Here is a 21,621-nt window from a genome sequence, read left to right on the forward strand (position 1 = left end):
CGGACCTGCTCCTCACGAGCGACCCCACCGTCTCGAGCGCCGCGAAAGGCATTCAAGCCACCGTCCAGCTCAGCATCCCCATCACGACACTCCTCACCCTCACCGACACCGGCGTGGACGGCAGCGGAGGCGGAGGCGGCGGCGGCGGCGGCGGCGGCGGCCCGACCGAAACCGGCAGAGATGGCCGCCCTCGCCGCGCCCCGGCGCTGCTCGAGGGCATGTCCCCCATGCCCATCGAAGACGCGAAACGCCTCGCCGCGACCGCACCCGCCTTCATCCGCCTCCTCACCCACCCCATCACCGGAGCCGTCCAAACCGTCGATTCCTACACCCCCACCGCGGCCATGCGCGCCTTCCTGAAAGCCCGAGACATCCACTGCCGCTTCATCGGCTGCCGCCAACCCGCCACGAACTGCGAACTCGACCACACCATCGACCACCAATACGGCGGGACAACCGCCACCTGGAACCTCAGCGACTTCTGCAAAAACCACCACATCATCAAGCACCACACCGCCTGGACCGTCACCCAACACGACGGCGGCACCCTCGAATGGACCACCCCAAGCGGAAAAACCTACACAGACCACCCCGAACCCCACGGCCCCACCTTCACACCCACCGACGACCTGCCCTGGCGGCGAGGCAGCAAACCGCCCCGCGAACGAGACGAGGATCCTCCGCCCGCGGCGCCCAGCGCCCCTCCCGAGCCACCGTTCTGACTCGACTCGACTCCACTCGAGGGTTGAGGAAGGGGTCCGTCGGCGTGCCGTCTGGACCGTCGGCCCGCAGGCTTCGCCTGGGAATAGGCGAGAAAGGGGCCCTGTTGCATTGCGTGTGACGACAGCAGCGCAGAACACATCTCAGGCCGCATCAACCCAGGCTCCGATCCGCATCGACATCTGGTCGGACATCGCCTGCCCCTGGTGCTACATCGGCAAGCGGAAACTGGAGAGCGGCATCGAGCAGTTCTCCGCGTCGGGTGACGCCCCGACCGTGGAGATCGAATACCACAGCTACGAGCTGTCCCCCGATACGCCCATCGACTTCCACGGCTCGACCACCGAGTACCTCGCCGAGCGCAAGGGACTCCCCGTCGTGCAGGTCGAGCAGATGCTCGACCGCGTCACCGGCATCGCGAAGGACGTCGGCCTCGACTACGACTTCGACTCCGTCCAGCACGTCAACACCGTGCGCGCGCACGAGCTCATCCACTTCGCGAAGGCCAACGGTCGCCAGCTCGACGCGAAGGAGCGCCTCCTCAAGGCCTACTTCGTCGAAGGACGCGACCTCAGCGACATCGCAGTGCTCGCCGACCTCGCCGAAGAGCTCGGCCTCGACCGCGCCGCTGCCGTGCACGCGCTCGAAGAGCGAGTCCACCACGACGATGTCCTCGCCGACCAGCAGCAGGCGCAGGCGTACGGCATCCAAGGCGTCCCGTTCTTCGTCATCGACGGCAAGTACGGCGTCTCCGGGGCCCAGGAAGCGGCGACCTTCGCGGATGTCCTGAACAAGGTCACCACCGACCGCGACAACACGACCGCGTGACCGACCACTTGACCGACGGCGTGAACGAGTCCGCCACCGCCACGACCGACGCCCCCACTCCTGCTGCGGCCGTGGATCCAGCTGCGGCGGCTCCGCAGACGGCGACGGCGACTCCAGGGGCAACTGCGCATGCGGCCGCGACTGCGGGCTCGGGCACGGGCACGGGCTCAGGCACTTCGAGCGTGAGCACTGGCACGGGCACGGGCACTTCGAGCGTGAGCACTGGCACCCTGAGCGCTTCGGGCGTGACGCCAGCTGCAGTGGACGCAAACTCGGACGCCGCTCAGGGGTCCGTTCAGGCAGGCGGCTTCACGATGCTGGGGGACGCAGGCATCGCCTGCGAGGGCGACGCCTGCCTGATCTGAGTAGAGCAGGGCAGGGCAGCACAGGGCAGGGCAGGGCAGAGCAGCGTCGCGCACAGCAGCTCGGCTCTGAACTCCCCCGCCGCCGAGGCAGCAGGAAGAGCGCGAGTTGGCTCCGGCGCGCGTCTCAGCTCCTGAGCGGCGCGGGTGCTCCGGTGTGATGGACTCTCCGCATGGGATTCACGAGTTTCGTCGCCGTTGGTGACAGTTTCACCGAGGGCGTGGGCGATGAGCTGCCGGATGGCCGGGTGCGCGGCTGGGCTGACCTCGTCGCGCAGGGTCTCGCCGTCTCGTCGCCGGAGCCGGTCACCTACGCGAACCTCGCCATCCGGGGGCGACTTCTCGACGCGATCCTCGAAGAGCAGCTCCCCGCCGCCATTGCCCTCAAGCCGCAGCTCATGAGCCTCAACGGCGGCGGCAACGACATCCTCCGCCCCCGCGTGTCCATCGATGACGTCGCCCAGCGGCTCGTCGACGGCGCCAAGCAGGCACTCGATGCCGGCATCCACGTCATCCTCCTCTCGGGCGCGAACCCCTCGGACCACCTCCCCATGGGTAAGCGCATCGCCGCGCGCGGAGACGCGCTCGCCGCCGCGGTGCACGCCAAGATGCCGCCGCAACCCGGCATCACCTTCGTCGACAACTGGGCGGACCCTGAGCTGCGCCACCTCGACTACTGGTCGCGCGACCGCCTCCACATGGGTGTGAGCGGCCACCGGAGGGTCGCCGCGAACGTCCTCACCGCCCTCGACGTGCCAGCACCTGATTTCGGACCCCAGACCCCCAGCATCCAGCGACCCCGCAACTCCGAGTACTGGCGTGAGTACGTGCTTCCCTGGATCGGCCGTCGGCTCACCGGCAAGTCGTCAGGTGACTCGCGCACGCCGAAGTACCCGACGCTCGACCCGGTCGCCACCGACTAGCAGCACGGTCAGCGAGAGCGGCGGCCCGCAGACGCTGCCGTCGATGTCATCGCTCATGAGAAAACCTTCCCATTCAGGGTTCGTGCCGTATAGTGGTTGAGTCGACGCATGGTCACCCCGCTTCTCGCGGACATTCCAGATCCTGCCTGTCGCCATCCGCGCCACCGGATCCGTGGCCACCAGGACCCAAGTCCGAGACGCCCACCCTGCTCACGAGCACGAGTCGGCTGACCAGCAGGCGCCCACAGCGGCGCACACATGCTTGAAAGAACGCGCCCCGCCAACGCTGGCGGGTTGCGCCGCAACGAAACGAAGAATCGCATCACACTCGCAATACCATTTACCCTGCCCGCACCTCGAGTCTCTTGGCGACAAGCCGACGACGACGTGTACGCGGCAACCATCAGCGACGAGTTCGCTGGCTTCATCACGATCGCAGACACCGGACTGCACACCCTCCAGGGCCCACAGGGCCAGAGCATCGGCGACTACGGGACGCTCGACGAAGCCCAGGAAGCCCTCTCCGAGGCCCTCTTCCCCGTCGAGCACGACCAATCGGACGTCGCGGCGGCACGTCCCCGGCGCCGCCGGACCGGACGCCGCGCTCCCGCCAACACCCGCACAGCCGGGTAGCGGCCCCAGTCAGATGTCCGGCCCCGCTGCAGAGCGGGCGCATGAGCACGGTGGGTGCATCCGGACAGCGGGTGCATCTGCACAGCGGTGCGTCCGGATGGCGGGTCCAGCTGCAAGCGGCGGCATCCGGAGAGCGGGCGCATCAGAATTTCAGGTGCGTCCGGCTAGCGGCCCAGCCGCAAAACCGGCGCACCCAGCTGGACTGCCTCGTGCGGCTGCGTCATGCCGAGCGCTCCAGTCCAGGGCTGCCCCGCTCAGCGTCGTGCCGGACGCGATCTCGGACACGTCTCCTCCTGCGCGACCTCGAGTCCCACTGTCAGCGAGCGGCCCTGAGCTAGCGGGCCTGTTCGTCCGCGCCGGTCGGCACCGGGGCGGGCGGCGTCACCCCATCGGGGGCGGCCGCCGCTGACGGCGCCGAGCTCGGTACCACGGGGTCGGGACGCCAGCCGTGTGCGTGGAAGTGCGTGCTCTCACCGGAGCCGCCTTCGTCTCGCCACCTCTCCTCGCCCTCGGGAACTCCCTCTTCGATGCTGGTGACTCCCATGATCTTCGCCGCCTCACTGCGCTCGGATCCTCGCGGGCGACTGACTGCCGCCCCACTCACCCCAGGGAAGCACTCGAGGCTCCGAACGGCGTGCACGCGAGACGTGGACTCGCCCCGGATCTGCGAAGGCCGCGGTGCGTCACCGCCTCGACAAAGCTGCGCGGCTCAGTGCCGCTCGCATCGCTTCTTCGCATCCGGCACGGCGGGATCATGTATGGCGCCTCACCCCAGCCAGCTGAGGTTCGTGGGCGGTGAGTTCAGTGTCGGCCCGGCCCCGCACCCGGTCAAGGGGTGGCCGCCGAATGCCGCGGAGGTGCGCGAGCCCGCGAGCCGTCCGCAAGGGCTCCCAGAGTGCGCGAACATAGAGCAATGACCGCAACCCTCGTCGCCAAGGACCTCGCGGGTGGCCATGACCACCGCACGCTCTTCTCGTCCCTCGACCTCGTCGTCGCCCCCGGCGACGTGATCGGCGTCGTGGGCGCGAACGGCGCGGGCAAGTCGACGCTGCTGCGCCTCCTCGCCGGCATCGACGAACCCATGGAGGGCAGTGTGTCGCTCGCGCCGGCCGATGCCTTCATCGGCTGGCTCCCCCAGGAGCACGAGCGCGTCGCGGGAGAGACCGTGGCCCAGTACGTCGGCCGCCGCACCGGCACCACCGAAGCCACCGCGGAGATGGATGCGGCGGCCGAGGCCCTCGCCGAGGAGGTGAAGCCAGGTGCCCCGGACCCCGGTGACGTATACGCCGTCGCCCTCGAGCGCTGGCTCGCGAGCGGAGCTGCAGACCTCGAAGAGCGCCTCCCGGTCGTCCTCGCCGAGCTCGGACTCGAGCTGAGCGCCGACGCCCTCATGACCTCCCTCTCCGGCGGGCAGGCCGCGAGAGTCGGCCTCGCCGCCCTCCTGCTCTCCCGTTTCGACATCGTGCTCCTCGACGAGCCGACCAACGACCTCGACCTCGATGGGCTCGAACGGCTCGAGGCGTTCATCCAGGGCCTCCGCGGTGGCGTCGTCCTCGTGAGCCACGACCGCGAGTTCCTCGCCAGGAGCGTCACCCGCGTGCTGGAACTCGACCTCGCCCAGCACAGCAACCACGTGTACGGCGGCGGGTACGAGGCGTTCCTCGAGGAGCGGGCAACGGCGAAGCGCCACGCACGCGAGGAGTACGAGGAGTTCGCGGACAAGAAGGCGGACCTCGTCGGGCGGGCCAGGACGCAGCGCGAATGGTCGAGCCAGGGCGTGCGCAACGCCATGCGCAAAGCACCGGACAACGACAAGATCCGGCGGAAAGCGGCCACGGAGTCGAGCGAGAAGCAGGCGCAGAAGGTGCGCCAGATGGAGAGCCGGATCGCGCGCCTCGACGAGGTCGAGGAGCCGCGCAAGGAATGGCAGCTGCAGTTCACGATCGGCACGGCTCCCCGTTCCAGCTCCGTGGTCTCGACGCTCTCCCGCGCCGAGCTGCACCTCGGGAGCTTCACGTTCGGGCCCGTCTCCGTGCAGGTCGACGCCGGTGACCGCATCGGCATCACCGGCCCGAACGGGGCAGGAAAATCGACGCTCCTGCGCCTGCTGCTCGGGCACATCCAGCCGGACTCGGGAACCGCGAGCCTCGGCTCCAGCGTCGCCCTCGGTGAGATCGACCAGGCAAGGGCCGCCCTCACCGGGCCAGCGCCGCTCGCGGAGCAGTTCGAAGCCCAGGTTCCCGACTGGCCAACCGCCGAGGTGCGCACCCTGCTCGCCAAATTCGGCCTCAAGGCCGACCACGTGGGACGCCGCGCCGACGAGCTCTCCCCCGGCGAACGAACCCGGGCAGGGCTCGCGCTCCTCCAGGCCCGGGGTGTCAACCTGCTGGTGCTCGACGAGCCGACCAACCACCTCGACCTCGTCGCCATCGAGCAGCTCGAGCAGGCCCTCGAGAGCTACGAGGGCACCCTCCTCCTCGTCACGCACGACCGGCGGATGCTCGAGACCGTGCAGCTGAACCGCGCCTGGCATGTCGAGGGCGGTCAGCTCACGGAACGGTGACGGTCGCGGCGGCGCACCCGGGAGCCTCCGAACGCAGGAGCCTCCCGACAGCAGAGCCTCCCGACAACAGAGCCTCCCGCCGCGCACGGCTCGGACCTGGACGCCCGCACGGCTCCCGCCGCCGCGCACGTCCTAGGCTGTGCCGCATGGCCACCGTCATCCTCGTCCGACACGGACGCACCACTGCGAACGCGAGCGGGCTGCTCGCGGGACGCACCCCCGGAGTCCTCCTCGACGAGACCGGCCGCGCACAGGCCGCAGCGACCGGGGCTCGCCTCGCCGCGGTGCCCCTGGCACGGCTCGTCACGAGCCCCCTCGAGCGCTGCCTCGAGACAGCTGCAGCCATTCGCGCCCAGCAGCCGACCGCACCGTTCGCGGATGCGCACCTGGAGCCGGCCCTCGACCTCGTCGACGACGACCTCACCGAGTGCGGCTACGGGGCCTGGCAGAACCGGAAGCTCGCCGATCTCGCCAAGGAGGAGCTGTGGGCGAGCGTGCAGACGCAGCCCTCCGCCGTCACCTTCCCCGACGGGGAGTCGATGGCCACCATGCAGTCTCGGGCAGTCGCCGCCGTGCGCCGCCACGACGCGGAGGTCGAGCGCGAGTTCGGACCCGGCGCCGTGTGGGTCGCCGTGAGCCACGGCGACATCATCAAGTCGATCCTCGCCGACGCCCTCGGCATGCACCTCGACCTGTTCCAGCGCCTCGCGGTCGGCCCCGCCTCCACCTCGATCATCAGCTACGGCAAGGCGCGCCCGAGCGTCCCCATCATCAACTCCGATGCCGGCGACCTCGCCTGGCTCGTCCCGGCCCAGACTTCCCCGGATGGCGCGTCCCACTCGGGCGACGCGACCGTCGGCGGCGGCGCGGGCAGAGCGTCCTGAGCATAGGCTTGAGACCATGACGACCCTCGTGCACGAATTCGACTGGCCGGACCGATTCATCGTCGGCACGCTCGGCAAGCCCGGCGAGCGCACCTTCTACCTGCAAGCCCGCGACGGCGCCCGCGTCATCAGCGTCATCCTCGAGAAGGAGCAGTCGGCGCTGCTCGCCGAGAAGGTCGACGAGATCCTCGACCAGCTGATGCTCGAGGACGGGAACCGCTACAGCGTCCCCAGCTCGACCCCCATCGAGCTCATCGACGAGGAACCGCTCGACACGCCCGTCGACGGGCGCTTCCGCGTGGGAACCATCGGCCTCGGCTGGGAGCCGGCGACCGCGCAGGTCATCCTCGAGGTGATCCCCGTGGTCGAAGTCGAACTCGAGATCGATGCGGATGCGGACACCGAGGCCCTCGAGGCCGAGCTCGCCCGCATGGCGGGCCTCGACGAGCTCGTCGAAGCCGTCGAGCCGGAAGAGCTGCTGCGCGTCCGCATCCCCGTCGGCTCGGCGCGCGCCTTCGCGAAGCGCACCCTCGAGATCGTGGGCGCCGGCCGATCGCTCTGCCCGCGCTGCGGCCTCCCCAAGGACCCCGAAGGCCACGACTGCCCGGCCGACGACGGCCTGTGACCGACCCAGCACCGAACACAGAACCGAACACTGACGTGGCGCACGATGACACACCCGACGACGGGACCTCGTCCGTCGAGACGACGCCGAACGAGCCGACCCTCGAGCTCACCGCGAGGCTGATGGGCGCCTCCAACGCCTCCTTCGTCGGGAACTACACGGTGCTCGGTGAGGAACCCGTCGAAGTCGTCTACAAGCCCTCACAGGGCGAACGACCGCTGTGGGACTTCCCGAACAACGACCTCGCCAAGCGGGAGGTCGCCGCCTACCTCGTCTCCGAGAGCCTCGGCTGGAACATCGTGCCCCGCACCTGGCTCGGCGACGGCCAGTTCGGGCCAGGCATGCTGCAGCTGTGGCAGGACATCGACGAGTCTCAGGATGCCGTCGACCTCGTCGACGCCTCCGAGGTGCCCGACACCGGATGGCGGACCGTGCTCACCGGCGAGGACGAGACCGGTCGCGAGGTCGTCCTCGTGCACGAGGACTCCCAGACCATGCGCCACATGGCGATCTTCGACGCCATCGTCAACAACGCCGACCGCAAGGGCGGACACGTCCTCGCCATGGCAGACGGCCACCGCTACGGCGTCGACCACGGCCTCTCCTTCCACGCCGAACCGAAACTGCGCACCGTGCTCTGGGGCTGGGTCGGTGAGGGGTTCACGGGCGAGGAGCTGGCAAGCGTCCGGAAGCTCCGGGCGGCACTCGACGACAAACGCGACTCTGGGCTCGGGGCGCGGTTGTCCGAGCTGCTGTCCGACGTCGAGCTCCACGAGCTCGCAGCGCGCGTCGACCGACTGGTTCAGGACGGTGAGTTCCCCGCCCCTGAAGGCGACATGCCCGCCGCCCCCTGGCCGCTCTTCTGATCGCACCCTGCAGCCGCTCCGACCGGCCCGGACAACCTGACCGACCCGGGCACTCCGGACGCTCCGGATGCTCCGGACGCTCCGAGGCGACTCCAAACCGTGGCATCTAACCTGCTGCCAGCTCGGCTCGCATGCTGACGAATCTGCAGCTGCCCTCGAGTCGACAGAGGCAGAGGAGAGACGCCATGACCAGTCCGGAAGCCGTCGCCCAACCCGAATTCACCCTGCACCGCAGCGTCGGGGCTCCCCGCGAGCGGGTCTGGCGTGCGTGGACCGACCCGGACGAGCTCACCCTCTGGCATCACCCGGCCGGGGTCTCGACGCCGCGGGACTCCATCGCCGTCGACGTGAGCGAGGGCGGCACCCACCGGTACACGATGGTGAACGACGAGGATGGTGAGGAGTATCCGACGGCGGGCACCTACCTCCTCGTCTCGGAACCCGACCGGCTCGTCTTCACGTGGGGCTCCCCCGACGACGACCCCGCGGAGTCCCCTGTCGTGACCGTCGACGTCACCGCGAGCGGCGACGAGACCGAGGTCGCGCTGCACGTGCGAGGCATCGCGGGCGAGCCGGGTGATGACAACGTCTACGACGGCTGGACCCAGGCTCTCGAGAACCTCGCCAGGCACGTCGCTCGCTGACAGGTCAAGCGCTGCAGCGCGCGAGGGAGATCTTCCGCGTGCCGACCAGGCGCCCGCATGGGTCGCCTGGTCGGCCCTGCGAGACGCGCAACGGCTGGCAGCCCATGATCTCTGCCAGCCGTGGTGCGTCAGCCTCGCTGCATCAGCCGACGTGCATCAGCCGCACGGGTTCAGACGTCGCGCGTCAGCCTCGGGGCTTCAGGACGACCTTGATGCACCCATCCGTCTTCTTCTGGAACACCTCGTACATGCGGGGCGCATCCTCGAGCGGCATGCGGTGCGTGACGAGGTCCTCGGTGCCGAGCGGATCACTGCGGTCCTCGACGAGCGGAAGCAGCTCGGGGATCCACCGCTGCACGTTGCACTGGCCCATGCGCAGCGTCAGCTGCTTGTCGAACATCGTCATGAGCGGCATCGGGTCGGCCGTTCCCGCGTACACCCCGCTGAGCGAGACCGTCCCGCCGCGGCGCACCGCGTCGATGGCCAGCATGACGGCGGAGAGTCGGTCGACGCCGACCGTCTCGATGACCTTCTTGGCGAGCGCATCCGGGAGCAGCCCGGCGCCCTTCTGCGCGATCTCTGCGATCCCGCTGCCGTCACCGGCACCGTGCGCCTCGAGCCCGACCGCATCCACCACCGAGTCCGGCCCTCGCCCCTCGGTCGCGGCGCGGAGGGCCTCCGCGGTCTGCGAGTCGTAGTCGAAGACCTCGACCCCGTAGCGCTCCGCGAGCGCGCGACGCTCGGGCACCGGGTCGACCCCCAGCACCCGGTAGCCGAGGTGCTTCCCGATGCGTGCCGCGAACTGGCCAACCGGTCCGAGCCCGAGGACCGCGAGGGTTCCGCCCGCCGGGACGTTCGCGTACTGGACGCCCTGCCAGGCCGTGGGGAGGATGTCGCTGAGGAACAGGTACCGCTCGTCGGACAGCTCGTGGCCAACCTTGATGGCGTTGTTGTCGGCGAGGCGCACGCGCAGGTACTCCGCCTGCCCGCCTGGCACCGATCCGTACAGCTCCGTGTAGCCGTACAGCTCGGCACCGGTGCCCTGATCGGTGTTCTGCGTCACCTCGCACTGCGTGGAGAGGCCGGAATGACAGGCGACGCAGTCGCCGCAGGCGATCACGAACGGCACGACCACCCGGTCGCCGACGCTGAGCTTCGTCACCCCGTCGCCGACCTCCTCGACGATGCCCATCGTCTCGTGGCCGAGGATGTCGCCCTTCGCGAGGAACGGCCCGAAGACGCTGTACAGGTGCAGGTCGGAGCCGCAGATCGCGGCCGAGGTGACGCGGATGATCGCGTCCCCCGTCTCTTGGATCAGGGGCTTCGGGACCGTCTCGACGGTGACCTTGCCGGTCGACTGCCAGGTGAGTGCGCGCATGAGGATTCCTCTCTTCGCGGGACAACGGGCGCCTGCCTCGAGCGGGCGCCCGGAGATCCCTGGGGTTCGCCCCGAGGCTACGGACCGGCGCCTCTGCGCCGCGCGGGGTTGACTTCCCAGCCGCATCTGCGGCTCGCCGGGAGCTCGCCGAGGCGGTAGCGTCGTGCACGTGAGTCGATCGGGAGCACCCTGGAGCGTTGTGCACGCGGAGCGCGAGGCGCTCATCGCGGACCTCGAGCGGCTCGACGACCCGGCTTGGGCGACCCCCTCCCTCTGCACGGGGTGGACGGTGCACGATGTGCTCGCGCACCTGGTGAACGACGCGAAGACCACGCCGTTCAGCTTCGTCGCGCAGCTCGCGTCGGCGCGGTTCGACTTCGACGCCCTCAACCAGCGCGGAATGGAAGCCGAGCGGCAGGAGCATCCGCGCGACACGCTCGAGCGCTTCCGAGCCGCCGCCGGACGCACCTCGAGCGCACCGACGCCCGCGGCAACGCGCTACGTGGAAGCGTTCGTGCACGGCGAGGACATCCGCAGGCCCCTCGGCATCACCCACACGTACCCGCGCGCCGCGGTGCTCGAGGCGATCGCCCACCAGCGCAAGACGCCCGTCGCCATGGGCGGCGGCCGGGAGCTCGCCGCCGACCGCACCCTCGTCGCGATCGACGCGGGTGCCTCACCAGACCGATCTCTGACGCTCGGCCACGGGCCGGCCGTCCGGGGAACAGCCATCGACCTGCTCATGTGGCTGAGCGGTCGCGATGTCGCACCGGAGGCGATCTCATGAACCAGCGGGAACCATCCACCGACAGCACAGCGTCCAGTTCCGAACGCCACGACAGGTCCGAGCGCCACGACTCCGCAGGTCACCTCACGAGCACCCACCTCGCGAGCACCCTCGTGCTCGGTGAAGCCCTCGTCGACCTCCTGCCGGGAGACGCCGACTCCCCGGAGGGGCGCGCCCTGCCGGGCGGCTCCCCCATGAACGTCGCCGTGGGACTCGCGCGTCTCGGCCATCCCTCCCAGCTCGCCGCGCGCCTCGCCGACGACCAGCTCGGGCGCCTCGTGCTCACGCACCTCGAGGAGTCCGGCGTCGCGCTCGTCGACGGAGCACTCGACGGCGAGCGCACCTCGACGGCGAAGGCCACCCTCGACGCGCAGGGCAGCGCCAGCTACGAGTTCGACCTCGACTTCTCGCTGCCGACACCGCACCTCGATGGCGTCGACGTGCTCCACACCGGGTCGATCGGCGCGGTCGTCGACCCTGGCGGCGCAGTCGTCCGTGCGTCCTTCGCCGAGGCCAGGGCGCGCGGCGGCATCCTCACGAGCTACGACCCCAACGTGCGCGCGGCGATCATGGGCGACCGCGAGACGGTGCGCGAGCGCGTCGAAGCACTCGCCTCGCTCAGCCACGTCGTGAAGCTGAGCGACGAAGACGCCGAGTGGCTCTACCCGGGCGTCTCCCCCTCCGAGGTGCTGCGGCGCTTCACGACGCTCGGAGCGCGCCTCGCCGTCATGACCCGCGGCAGCGAGGGCGCACTCGCACGCACGTCACGGCGTGAGCTCACCGCAGAGGCTCCGCCGGTCCGCGTCGTCGACACCGTCGGCGCCGGCGACGCCTTCATGTCCGGACTCCTGCACGCCGTCTCCGCCGCGAGCACCCGCCACGCGCTCGTCGAAGGCCTCGATGAAGATGCGTGGGCGGATGCGGCCCTCGCGACCGCGGCACGCAGCGCGGCCGTCACCGTGGCGCGTGCGGGCGCCAACCCACCCTGGCCGCAGGAGCTGGCCGGCGAGGAGCCAGCGCCCCGACTCGGCTAGGGCGCCCCGGGTCTGTGCCTCGGGGCCGTGCCTCGGGGTGGAGGGTGGAGGCTGGTGCTCGGGATCCGGCGCTCGGGTTCTGACGCTCGGCGACGGGTGCGGGGCAACGGGCGCGGGGCAGCAGGCGCGAGCGCAGCGGGCGCGGGCGCAGAGACACCGGCCGACAGGTACCGAGCGCTCCGTTGTCGTCACGACAGGACAAAACCGAGTTCGGGCCTAGACTTTTCTGATGCTCGAGCTGCTCCCCCAACTCCCCACGTTCGCCTGGGTGCTGCTCGCCGTCGCCGCGTTCGCCGTCGGCGTCTCGAAGACCGCCCTGCCGGGGGTCACGACGCTCTCCGTCGCGACCTTCGCCGCGGTCCTCCCCGCCAAGCAGTCGACGGGGGCGCTGCTCGTGCTCCTCATCGTCGGCGACATGTTCGCCCTGTGGACCTACCGCCGCCACGCCGACTGGCCGACGCTCGTCAAGCTCATCCCGGCCGTCGCCGTCGGCCTCCTCGCCGGTGCCGCGTTCCTCGCCTTCGCCGACGACAGCTGGGTTCGCCGTGTCATCGGCATCATCCTGCTCATCCTCGTCACGATCACCGTGTGGCGCCGCTACCGCACCCCGGAGACGCCGAGCGATCGGGCGGCGAAGGTCGCTCGCGCTGGCTACGGCTCGCTCGGCGGGTTCACGACCATGGTCGCCAACGCCGGCGGCCCGGTCATGGCCATGTACTTCTTCGCCGCGAAGTTCCCCGTGAAGGCCTTCCTGGGGACGGCCGCCTGGTTCTTCGCGATCGTCAACATCGCCAAGCTGCCGTTCTCGGTCGGCCTCGGGCTCATCACTCCGGGCACCCTCGTGCTCGACCTGCTCCTCGTGCCGCTCCTCATCGGCGGGGCCTTCCTCGGGCGCTGGCTCGCACCCCGCCTGAGCCAGAAGGTGTTCGACCGCATCGTGCTCGTACTCACGGTCGCCGGCGCCGTCTACCTGCTCGTCTGACGCTGAGATCGCTTCTCGGCCGACATCGCTGCCTGCCCGAGATCGCTCCTCGCCTCCGGCCGCCAGCCCGCACCTGCTAGGGCGACCGCCGGAAGAGCGCCTTCAGGCGTGACACGTGGCGGTCGGTGAACTCGTTCGAGAGCTTCATGGTCTCGGCGGTCAGGTTGCCGCCCGACATGATCGACCGGAGCGTCGCCTCGGCGCGTTCCTGCTGGGTGAGCGCTGGCGGCTCAGTCTCGTCGGCGAGTTCGGATGGGACCTGGTCAGCATCAGCCATGACGGCAAGGCTACACAGCAGCCCGACGCCACCGCCGTGCGGGCTCGAGGCGCCGAGGCGCGAGCGGTGGCTGGCCGGCACCGGCGACCACCAACCAGCAACCACCAGAGCAGTTAGGCAGCCCCTGCGGCCTCGCCATCGCAGGCTCCGCCGAACTCCCGCAGCCAGCGGATGCCCACCTCGCGCGTGCGACTGACGCCCTTGTACTCGGCCATGTCCTCCGGGAGCTCCTCGAGCACGTCCGCCGTCCGCACCGCCCACTCCGGCACCGTCGCGAGCGCCGCGAACGGCAGCAGGTAGCTGCGGATCAGGAACATGATGGCGTTCGACTCTGGCAGGCGGATGAGGTGCTGCACCTCGGTTCGAAGGTGGAGTCGCGTGCCGACGTCCGCGAGCGGTCCGTCGACGAGCGAGGTCCTATCCGGCCCCCACTCGGGGTACGTCTCCGTCGACGTGTCCAGCTTCCCATCCACGGTCAGGGTCCAGTTCGTGCGCCGGTAGCTCTGACCAGGCTCGAGCCGCAGGAGAAACGCCTGGGCCCGAGGGATGACCCCCTCGTCGTGCACGCGAGGCACCGGCCCGTGGATCTCGAGGAACGACATGCCCACGTCGAAGCCGAACGACCAGTCCGCGGCGAACGTCACGAGCCCGGCGTCGGCCCAGAGCTCGTCGTCGCGCTGGTCGAGGAGCACGACGTCCTCCTGCATCTGCTGGCCGATGAACCCGAGGGGCCCCTCCGGCATCGAGGAGGACTCACCGACCGCGAAGCAGCGGTCGATGCCGAGGAGTCCGTTGTGCCAGTGCCAGCCCCCGCCCTCACGCGTGAGGCTCATGTGCTCGGGGTAGGCCTCGGAGAGCCGCTCCATGAGCACGAACATCGCATCCCACGCGGCGGGCACCATGTGCGGCAGGCACTGCAGCCGCGAGGGGTCGGCGCTGAGAATGCGGGCCCGCTCAGCGAGCTCGCCGCGGTAGGCATGGTCGATGTCGACCGGATGCTCGCCCCAGGAGCCGACCGGCGTCGCGCGGGGCACCGAGGCGGGCTCCACGTTCGTGCTGTACCGGTAGGTCTCCTTGGGGAACGGGAAGGGGAATCCGGCGACGGCGACCGAATGGTCGACCTCGCGGGCGGCGAATGCGGTCACAGTTCAAGCTCCAGGATCTCGCCTCTCGGGCGGGAGACGCACGGCATGAGGCAGTCGCCGCGGCCCTTCTCCTCTTCGGTGAGGAAGCTGTCGCGGTGCTCGATGCCGGCCATCTCCGCGCCGCGCGCCGGTCGGACGCCGACGCGACACTCACCGCAGACGCCCTGCCTGCAGAGGTTCGGCACCGGAACGTTCTCGGCGAGCAGGGCGTCGAGGAGCGTCGTGCCCGACTCGACGCGGATCGTCCGACCGAGGCCCAGGAGCCGCGCGTCGAACGCATCGCCTGGCTCGAGCTCTGGAGCCGTGAAGGCCTCAGCGTGGATGCGCGCCGCGGGCCACCCGGCGGCGAGCGCCGCCCTGCGGACGGCGTCGATCATGGCCACCGGCCCGCACACGTAGAGGTGGGCGCCAAGGGGCTGGTCGAGGAGCGCCTGGTCGAGGTGCTCACCCAACGCGGTCCTGCTGCCGCACACGGTGAGACGCCCGCCGCTGAGGCGCTCGAGCTCCTCACGGTGCGCACCCCCGCCGGCGCCGAACGCGTAGACCACTTCGAACGAGCGACCCCACTCGGCCGCCGCCCTCGCATGGGACAGGATCGGCGTGACGCCGATGCCGCCCGCGACGAGCAGGTGATGGCGGGCGGACAGAACCGGCGGGAACGCACTCGAGGGCACACTGACCGTGACGGGGTCGCCGATCCTGCGATCGTGCATCCACCGCGACCCGCCCCGCCCGCGGTCGTCGAGCCGCACCGAGACGGAGTAGTGGCCGGGGCGGCGACCGGGGCCGGTCAGCGAGTAGGAGTTGCGCGACCCGTCGCCGAGCTGCACCGCGATGCTGCTCCCCGGGGCGAACGACGGCAGCACGCGGCCCGCCGGGTCCCGCAGCTCGATGGCGCGGACGCCGACGCAGAGCTCGCTGACACCGGCGACGACAAGGTCGAGGACGGCGCCGCTCACGCGAGCGCCAGTTCTGAGCGCTCACACGTGACGGGGCGTCGACCCGCCGAGGGGTGCTCGGCGGGGTCCCGATCGGCAGGCTCCTGATCGGCACGGCCCTGCTCTGCACCGGCGAAGTACCCCAGGTAGGCGCCCTGGCGACGCGAATAGTGGTAGTACACGGTGAGCGCGATGCCGCATCCCCCGCAGTACACCAGCTCGGCCGGCGCGGCCTGCTGCGCCGAATCCGCCGGACTGCTCGTCTGCGCCGCCGTCGTGCGCGTCTTCGCGTGGCAGTGGCCGCAGTACACCGTGACCTGCGCGTCGCTCTGCCCGGGCGCAGCCAGCACGAACTCGATCTCCTCGTCGAGGACACCCGCCCCGTGCAGGATCGCCCGCAACGCACCGAGAGCGGCCTCGTCGCCGCCGACGCGGAATCGCCACCCGGTCCGGGCCCGCGCGAGCGCGGCGTCGATCCGTGCTCGGGATGCGGGCGAGGCCACATCCCCGAGCTCGACGACGATGCCGGCGCCGGCCCCGTCGCGGGTACACGCCTCATCCGCCGTGTCGACAAGGAACGTGATGCAGCGGGCGCGAGCGTCCTCGCCCAGGTCGGGATGCGCGTCCCGGCTGCTCCCCGAAGCCAGCAGCCGCCGCCAGCGAGACGAGCTCGTCGCGGCCAGGCTCACCCCATGGGCGACCTCGGTCTCGACCGCTGCACCGCCTGCCACCGGTTCCACGACTGTCGCCTCCATCACGGTCAGGGCGCGACGGAGCGGTGGCCGACGTAGAACGCGAGCGCCGAATCCTCGGTGCTGAACAGGATGCGCGATCCCTTCGGGAAGAAGATCGCGTCCCGCGGGCCCGCGAACGAGACCTGCCCCGTGTCGACGTTCTCGAGGCGGAACGTGCCGGAGAGCACGACCTTCATCTCGTCGTAGTCGTAGAAGTAGTCGAGCGGCGCATCGGTGTGGTTCAAGGCGAAGTAGCCCGCCGACATGGCGGATCCGTCGGGGTTCGAGTAGACGTCCGCGATGTAACCGTCAGTGCCCGGGTACTGCTCGAGCGGCATCCGGGGCAGCTCGGACCAGAAGTCCGGGGTCACCCGGAACGGCGGTACGGCGGTGGTCACGGCGTCGACGCTCAGGAATTCAGTGCTCATGAACCAAGTATCCAGTGAACACAGTTTCCCACGTGTAAACAGTGGTGGTCGATCGTGTGGCGGTCGAGACCTCAGGTGCCCGACTCGTCGAGGGCATCGAGATCAGTGAGCGCCTCCCCGGCGCGCTGCAGACGAGCCTCCTCAGGCTCGTCCCACCAACGTGGGCCGCGCTCCCCGAGGCCGTGCTTGGCAAGGCCGACCCTCGTCCGAGCCTCAGCCACCGCGACATCGTCACCTCGGCGCTTTGCAGCACCGACCCCGGAACGGCCGCGCCCGAGATGCGACTTCAGGCGCTCCACCATATCCGCAGGCAGCGCCGGGTCGGTGCGCCGCCAGCGTCGACCCTTGACGACGAGCCACCGCTCGTCGTCCTGCGCAGCGTCGTCGCCCTGCCCAGCATTGCCGTCCTGCCCAGCGTCGCCGTCCTGCCCAGCGTTGCCCTCCTGCGCAGCATCACCGCCCTGTGCAGCGGCATCAGGCTGCTCAGCGCCACAGCCTCCGCGGCCCGCGTCTGCCTCGTCTCCATCGTCTCCGTCGTCGCCCATGGGCGCCGAGCCTACGCGGCGTGCGAGCTCCCGTGCCCGGGGATGGCGTCGATGAGCTTGCGGGTGTAGGGCTCCTGCGGCTTCATGAGGATGTCCCCGGTCTTCCCGAGCTCGACGAGCACCCCGTTCTTCATGACGGCGACCCGGTCGGAGATCTGCGCGACGACCGCGAGGTCGTGCGTGATGAACAGGTAGGTGAGGTCGTTCTCCTGCTGGAGCTCGGTGAGCAGGTCGAGGATCTGCGCCTGCACGGACACGTCGAGCGCCGAGACGGCCTCGTCGAGGACGATGAACTCCGGCTCGAGGGCGAGCGCCCTCGCGATCGCCACGCGCTGGCGCTGACCGCCGGAGAGCTCGTCGGGCCCGCGGTTGAGGAACAGCTGCGGCAGCGCGACCTGGTCGAGGAGCTCCCGCACCCGCTTCGCGCGCGACTTCGAGTCGCCGAGCTTGAACGAGACGAGCGGTTCCGCGATGAGCTGCTCGATCGAGAAGCGCGGGTTGAGCGAGGCGTACGGGCTCTGGTAGACCATCTGGAACCTGCGACGGAGCGCCCGCAGCCGCTCCCCCTCGAGGTCGGTGATGTCCTGGTCGTCGAAGACGATTCGGCCGGAGGTGGGCTTCTCGAGACGCAGCACGAGCCGCGCGGTCGTGCTCTTCCCCGACCCAGATTCCCCGACCACCGCGAGCGTCTCGCCGCGGTGCAGGTCGAAGCTCATGTTGTCGACGGCCGTCAGGCTCTTCTTGCCGCCGCGCCCACCGGGCAGGGCGAACTCCTTCGTGAGGTTCTCGACCCGCAGGAGCGGCGAGCTGATGTCGGGAGCGCCGGCACGCGCATCCGCGGCCTGACCGCTCTTCGCCCCCGCGGCCGCTCCCGTCACCGCGCCTGCGGCCCTGCCCATCGCCTTGTCCGTCACGAGCACGGTGCGCGCCTCGTGGCTGTGGAGGCTGGGCGCCGCGCGCAGGAGCTTCTTCGTGTAGTCGTGCTGCGGTCGGAGCATGACGTCGTCGGCGGTGCCCGTCTCGACGATCTCCCCCTTGCGCATGACGATGATGCGGTCGGCGCGGTCGGCGGCGACCCCGAGGTCGTGCGTGATCATGAGCACCGCGGTGCCCAGCTCCTGCACAAGAGAGTCGATGTGGTCGAGGATCTGCTTCTGCACCGTCACGTCGAGCGCGCTCGTCGGCTCATCGGCGATGACCATCTCGGGCTGACCTGCGAGCGCCGTCGCGATGAGCGCGCGTTGCTTCATGCCGCCGGAGAACTCGTGCGGGTACTGCTGCGCGCGAGCGGCGGGCTCGGTGAGCCCCGCCATGTCGAGCAGGCGCACCGCCTCGGCGTGGGCGTCCTTCCGGCTCGCGAGTCCGTGGATGAGCAGCGGCTCCGCGACCTGCGCGCCGACCTTCGTCGTCGGGTTGAGCGACAGGGCCGGGTCCTGCGGGACGAGCCCGATGCGGCGACCGCGGATGCCGCGCCACTGCGCGTCGCTGAACCCCTGGATGGGCTCACCGTCGAACTTGATCTCGCCCGACGTCACGGTCGCGTTGGGGGCGAGCAGGTTGATGAGCGCGTGCGCGACGGTGCTCTTGCCGGAGCCCGACTCCCCCACGACCGCGAGGACCTCCCCCGCGTACAGCTCGAAGGAGACACCCCGCACCGCGTCGACGGCTCGGCCGCCGATGCCGTAGGAGATGCAGAGGTCGCGCACGGAGAGGAGCATGGGCCTCCCGGCCTTGTCGTCGTTCGCCACCAGGTCGGGCTGGGGAGCCTCGGCTCGCCCCGCCGCCTCGGCCAGTTCTTCGGCCTGGAGCTGCTGCTGCGTCATTCGCTGGTCCATTCTCACACCTCGTCGTGTTGGATTGGTTGCTCTGGGTGCTCGTGCGTCGCCCGCTAGGCGCGGACGAGCGCCGGCCGCTTCGGGTGGAATGCCCACTCGGGAATGAAGGTCTTCATCGCGAACGCGTCGTCGCGCGCCGAGTTCTCGAGACCCAGGTAGAGCTCGTGCGCGCGGCGGACGGCGTCGTCGTCGAGCGTGACCCCGAGGCCGGGGGCCGTCGGCACGCGGATGACGCCGTCCTCGATCTTCGGGGCGGCCGTCGTGAGCTCCTCCCCGTCCTGCCAGATCCAGTGCGTGTCGATGGCCGTCGGCGTTCCCGGGGCGGCGGCCGCGACGTGCGTGAACATGGCGAGGCTCACGTCGAAGTGGTTGTTGGAGTGGGAGCCCCACGTGAGGCCGAGCTCGTCGCAGAGCTGCGCGACGCGCACGGAGCCGCTCATGGTCCAGAAATGCGGGTCGGCGAGCGGGATGTCGACGGCCTGCGAGCGGATGGCGTGGCCGAGCTCGCGCCAGTCGGTCGCGATCATGTTCGTGGCCGTCCGCATGCCCGTCGCACGGCGGAACTCGGCCATGACCTCACGGCCCGAGTAGCCGCTCTCGGCGCCGACCGGGTCCTCGGCGTAGGCGAGGACCCGCTTGAGGTCCGGGCCGAGGCGCAGGGCTTCCGCGAGCGGCCAGGAGCCGTTCGGGTCGAGCGTGATGCGGGCATCCGGGAACGCGGCGGCGAGGTCGGTGACGACCCCAGCCTCGACGGATGGCTCCAGCACGCCGCCCTTCAGCTTGAAGTCGCGGAACCCGTAGCGCTCCTGCGCCGCCGTCGCGAGCCGGACGACCCCGTCGCTGTCGAGCGCCGTCTCGCGCCGCACCCGACCCCAGGCGTCGCTGTCGTCGTCGCCGCGCAGGTAGTCGAGGCCAGTGGCGTCGGGGTCGCCGACGAAGAAGAGGTAGCCGAGCACGTCGACCGTCTCGCGCTGCCTGCCCTCGCCCAGGAGGGACGAGATGGGCAGGCCGAGCTGCTGGCCGAGGAGGTCGAGCAGCGCGCACTCCCAGGCGGTGACGACGTGCACGGTGGTGCGGAGGTCGAACGTCTGCGCGCCGCGTCCCGCGCTGTCCTGCCAGGCGAATTCCTCGTTGATGCTGCGGAGGATCGCCCGGTAGTCGGCGACCGGCCTGCCGACGATGAGCTCCGCGGAGGCCACGAGCGTGGAGCGGATGCTCTCACCGCCCGGCACCTCGCCGATGCCGACGCGCCCGTCACTGTCCGTGAGCTTCACGAGGTTGCGTGTGAAGAGGGGCGCGTGGGCTCCGCTGAGATTCAGCAGCATGCTGTCGTGGCCCGCCACGGGAATCACGTCCCACTTCTCGACCGTCACCTGGTTCATAGCTCCGCCTCCATCGCCGCGCTGACTGGTCACGCGTGGCGTTGGCCACGGTGCCGTATTGCCACTCTAAAGAGCAGCATCCATTCGATCGAGGGCGAATTCGGCATGATCGGATGCGCCTTCGACATTGATCACGAGAGCTCGACCCTGGACCCGGCGCCTCACGCGTGGCGCTGCATGAGCTCGACGACCGCCTTCACGAGGGGGTTCTCGGAATCCTCGCGCCACGCGATATCGAGATGCACGCGGTTGTAGGGCTCGGAGCGGTCGCCGTCGGCGACCGGCCGGCAGATGACCCCATCCGGGGCGAGCTGCGTCGCCGACTCCGGGATGAGGGCCACGCCGATGCCGGCGTTCACGAGGGCGAGCAGCGCGGGAACCTGGCCCGCGTACTGCACGATGCGCGGGTGGCTCGAGGAGGCGACGAACATGCTGAGCAGCAGGTCGTGGAAGTAGCGCGCACCGCCCGGCGAGTACATGAGCAGCGCCTCGTCGTTGAGGTCGCTCAGGAAGATCGGTCCACTGAACTCCGCGAGCCTCGAGCCCTTCGGGAGGGCGAGGACCAGACGCTCCGTCAGCACCGTCGTCGACTGCACGCCAGGCCGGTCGCGCATGGGACGCAGCAGGCCGATGTCGACCGTCCCGCGCTCGAGCTCATCCATCTGGTCGACGGTCACCGACTCCTGCAGGATGAGCTGGAGGCCCGGCAGCTCCTCGGCCGCCGCCCGAAGCAGCTTGGGGAGCACGCTGTGCGCGGCGACCGCCGTGTAGCCCACCGTGAGCGTGCCCGTCGCGCCCTCGCCGACCGCGCGGACGTCGGCGGCCGCCTTCGCTGAGAGGTCGATGAGCTTGCGAGCACTCGGCAGCAGCGTGCGCCCCGCCTCCGTGAGCGCGACCCGGCGGCTCGTGCGCACGAACAGCTGCGTGTCGAGCTCGCGCTCGAGCTGCTGGATCTGACGACTGATGGGCGGCTGCGTCATCCGGAGCCGCTCGGCGGCCGCCCCGAAATGCAGTTCCTCGGCGACGGCGACGAAGCACTCAAGCTGGACCAGGGTAAACATCAATTCACTCCCAACATTGATTCATCCACACTTTAGTTTGTTTGCGC

23 protein-coding genes and 1 pseudogene are annotated in these 21,621 nt (G+C 70.2%); 13 read left to right on the forward strand and 11 right to left on the reverse strand.

Annotated features, from left to right (window positions below; translation table 11 throughout):
• The 5 genes from C5E07_RS19210 to C5E07_RS11525 form a co-directional block, all read left to right on the forward strand.
• Positions 1–722: HNH endonuclease signature motif containing protein (locus C5E07_RS19210; protein WP_219820076.1), on the forward strand; the 722-nt coding region annotated here is incomplete at its 5' end.
• 115 nt (positions 723–837) lie between these two features.
• Entirely contained in the window at positions 838–1,548 is a 711-nt protein-coding gene (locus C5E07_RS11510; RefSeq protein WP_104299536.1) for a DsbA family oxidoreductase, read from the forward strand.
• Complete coding sequence (locus C5E07_RS11515) at positions 1,545–1,913, forward strand: hypothetical protein (RefSeq protein WP_104299537.1); 369 nt, start codon at positions 1,545–1,547, stop codon at positions 1,911–1,913. The genes C5E07_RS11510 and C5E07_RS11515 overlap by 4 nt, the downstream gene beginning before the upstream one ends.
• 170 nt (positions 1,914–2,083) lie before the next feature.
• The gene (locus tag C5E07_RS11520) at positions 2,084–2,833 is read left to right on the forward strand and encodes an SGNH/GDSL hydrolase family protein (protein WP_104241005.1); all 750 of its coding nucleotides are present in this window, start codon (positions 2,084–2,086) and stop codon (positions 2,831–2,833) included.
• A 387-nt stretch (positions 2,834–3,220) separates the two neighbouring features.
• Complete coding sequence (locus tag C5E07_RS11525) at positions 3,221–3,466, forward strand: hypothetical protein (protein ID WP_104241004.1); 246 nt, start codon at positions 3,221–3,223, stop codon at positions 3,464–3,466.
• 334 nt (positions 3,467–3,800) lie between these two features.
• On the opposite strand, the gene C5E07_RS11530 is transcribed toward C5E07_RS11525, so the two are convergent.
• Positions 3,801–4,010 (reverse strand): hypothetical protein, encoded by a 210-nt coding sequence (locus C5E07_RS11530; RefSeq protein ID WP_104299538.1) that lies wholly within the window; start codon positions 4,008–4,010, stop codon positions 3,801–3,803.
• A gap of 369 nt (positions 4,011–4,379) precedes the next feature.
• Here C5E07_RS11530 and C5E07_RS11535 point away from each other — a divergent pair, with 369 nt between their 5' ends.
• The 5 genes from C5E07_RS11535 to C5E07_RS11555 all read left to right on the forward strand — a co-directional run bounded on the left by C5E07_RS11535 (position 4,380) and on the right by C5E07_RS11555 (position 9,048).
• On the forward strand, positions 4,380–6,029 hold the full coding sequence (locus C5E07_RS11535) for an ABC-F family ATP-binding cassette domain-containing protein (protein ID WP_104299539.1): 1,650 nt from the start codon (positions 4,380–4,382) through the stop codon (positions 6,027–6,029).
• Between the two features lie 146 nt (positions 6,030–6,175).
• Complete coding sequence (locus C5E07_RS11540) at positions 6,176–6,913, forward strand: MSMEG_4193 family putative phosphomutase (protein ID WP_104299540.1); 738 nt, start codon at positions 6,176–6,178, stop codon at positions 6,911–6,913.
• A 16-nt stretch (positions 6,914–6,929) separates the two neighbouring features.
• A complete protein-coding gene (locus C5E07_RS11545; RefSeq protein ID WP_104241000.1) occupies positions 6,930–7,538 on the forward strand; it encodes a DUF3090 domain-containing protein in 609 nt (202 codons plus the stop codon).
• 122 nt (positions 7,539–7,660) lie between these two features.
• Complete coding sequence (locus C5E07_RS11550) at positions 7,661–8,404, forward strand: SCO1664 family protein (protein ID WP_104299593.1); 744 nt, start codon at positions 7,661–7,663, stop codon at positions 8,402–8,404.
• 185 nt (positions 8,405–8,589) lie between these two features.
• A complete protein-coding gene (locus tag C5E07_RS11555; protein ID WP_104299541.1) occupies positions 8,590–9,048 on the forward strand; it encodes an SRPBCC domain-containing protein in 459 nt (152 codons plus the stop codon).
• A 184-nt stretch (positions 9,049–9,232) separates the two neighbouring features.
• Here the strand turns inward: C5E07_RS11555 and C5E07_RS11560 are convergent, their stop codons facing one another.
• The gene (locus C5E07_RS11560) at positions 9,233–10,426 is read right to left on the reverse strand and encodes a zinc-dependent alcohol dehydrogenase (RefSeq protein WP_104240997.1); all 1,194 of its coding nucleotides are present in this window, start codon (positions 10,424–10,426) and stop codon (positions 9,233–9,235) included.
• Positions 10,427–10,595: 169 nt separating this feature from the next.
• On the opposite strand from C5E07_RS11560, the gene C5E07_RS11565 reads away from it, so the two are divergent.
• The 3 genes from C5E07_RS11565 to C5E07_RS11575 all read left to right on the forward strand — a co-directional run bounded on the left by C5E07_RS11565 (position 10,596) and on the right by C5E07_RS11575 (position 13,229).
• Complete coding sequence (locus C5E07_RS11565; RefSeq protein ID WP_104299594.1) at positions 10,596–11,213, forward strand: maleylpyruvate isomerase family mycothiol-dependent enzyme; 618 nt, start codon at positions 10,596–10,598, stop codon at positions 11,211–11,213.
• Positions 11,210–12,247: a carbohydrate kinase gene (locus C5E07_RS11570; RefSeq protein ID WP_104299542.1), complete on the forward strand. Its 1,038-nt coding sequence runs from the start codon at positions 11,210–11,212 to the stop codon at positions 12,245–12,247. The genes C5E07_RS11565 and C5E07_RS11570 overlap by 4 nt, the downstream gene beginning before the upstream one ends.
• A gap of 229 nt (positions 12,248–12,476) precedes the next feature.
• A complete protein-coding gene (locus tag C5E07_RS11575) occupies positions 12,477–13,229 on the forward strand; it encodes a sulfite exporter TauE/SafE family protein (RefSeq protein WP_104299543.1) in 753 nt (250 codons plus the stop codon).
• A 76-nt stretch (positions 13,230–13,305) separates the two neighbouring features.
• On the opposite strand, the gene C5E07_RS11580 is transcribed toward C5E07_RS11575, so the two are convergent.
• The 9 genes and pseudogenes from C5E07_RS11580 to C5E07_RS11620 all read right to left on the reverse strand — a co-directional run bounded on the left by C5E07_RS11580 (position 13,306) and on the right by C5E07_RS11620 (position 21,574).
• Positions 13,306–13,506 carry a hypothetical protein gene (locus C5E07_RS11580; protein ID WP_104240994.1) on the reverse strand — a complete coding sequence of 67 codons (201 nt, stop codon included), beginning with the start codon at positions 13,504–13,506 and terminating at the stop codon, positions 13,306–13,308.
• 113 nt (positions 13,507–13,619) lie between these two features.
• Complete coding sequence (locus C5E07_RS11585) at positions 13,620–14,651, reverse strand: DUF3445 domain-containing protein (RefSeq protein WP_104240993.1); 1,032 nt, start codon at positions 14,649–14,651, stop codon at positions 13,620–13,622.
• Positions 14,648–15,610, reverse strand: coding sequence for a PDR/VanB family oxidoreductase (locus tag C5E07_RS11590; RefSeq protein ID WP_104299544.1), 963 nt, complete (start codon positions 15,608–15,610; stop codon positions 14,648–14,650). Before C5E07_RS11590 ends, C5E07_RS11585 begins: the two co-directional genes overlap by 4 nt.
• The gene (locus tag C5E07_RS11595; protein ID WP_104299545.1) at positions 15,607–16,329 is read right to left on the reverse strand and encodes a dimethylamine monooxygenase subunit DmmA family protein; all 723 of its coding nucleotides are present in this window, start codon (positions 16,327–16,329) and stop codon (positions 15,607–15,609) included. The genes C5E07_RS11590 and C5E07_RS11595 overlap by 4 nt, the downstream gene beginning before the upstream one ends.
• Positions 16,330–16,349: 20 nt before the next feature.
• Positions 16,350–16,751 carry an ethanolamine utilization protein gene (locus C5E07_RS11600; RefSeq protein WP_104240990.1) on the reverse strand — a complete coding sequence of 134 codons (402 nt, stop codon included), beginning with the start codon at positions 16,749–16,751 and terminating at the stop codon, positions 16,350–16,352.
• A 71-nt stretch (positions 16,752–16,822) separates the two neighbouring features.
• Positions 16,823–17,137 (reverse strand): annotated as a pseudogene (locus tag C5E07_RS19830) (biopolymer transporter Tol); the annotation flags it as partial.
• Between the two features lie 170 nt (positions 17,138–17,307).
• A complete protein-coding gene (locus C5E07_RS11610) occupies positions 17,308–19,119 on the reverse strand; it encodes an ABC transporter ATP-binding protein (protein WP_308471366.1) in 1,812 nt (603 codons plus the stop codon).
• A gap of 65 nt (positions 19,120–19,184) precedes the next feature.
• On the reverse strand, positions 19,185–20,513 hold the full coding sequence (locus C5E07_RS11615) for an enolase C-terminal domain-like protein (protein ID WP_104299546.1): 1,329 nt from the start codon (positions 20,511–20,513) through the stop codon (positions 19,185–19,187).
• A gap of 161 nt (positions 20,514–20,674) precedes the next feature.
• A complete protein-coding gene (locus C5E07_RS11620) occupies positions 20,675–21,574 on the reverse strand; it encodes a LysR family transcriptional regulator (RefSeq protein ID WP_104240988.1) in 900 nt (299 codons plus the stop codon).
• Between the last annotated feature and the right edge of the window lie 47 nt (positions 21,575–21,621).

Origin of the sequence: Pseudoclavibacter sp. RFBJ3, assembly GCF_002931375.1 — a bacterium.
Classification (GTDB): Bacteria; Actinomycetota; Actinomycetes; order Actinomycetales; family Microbacteriaceae; genus Pseudoclavibacter.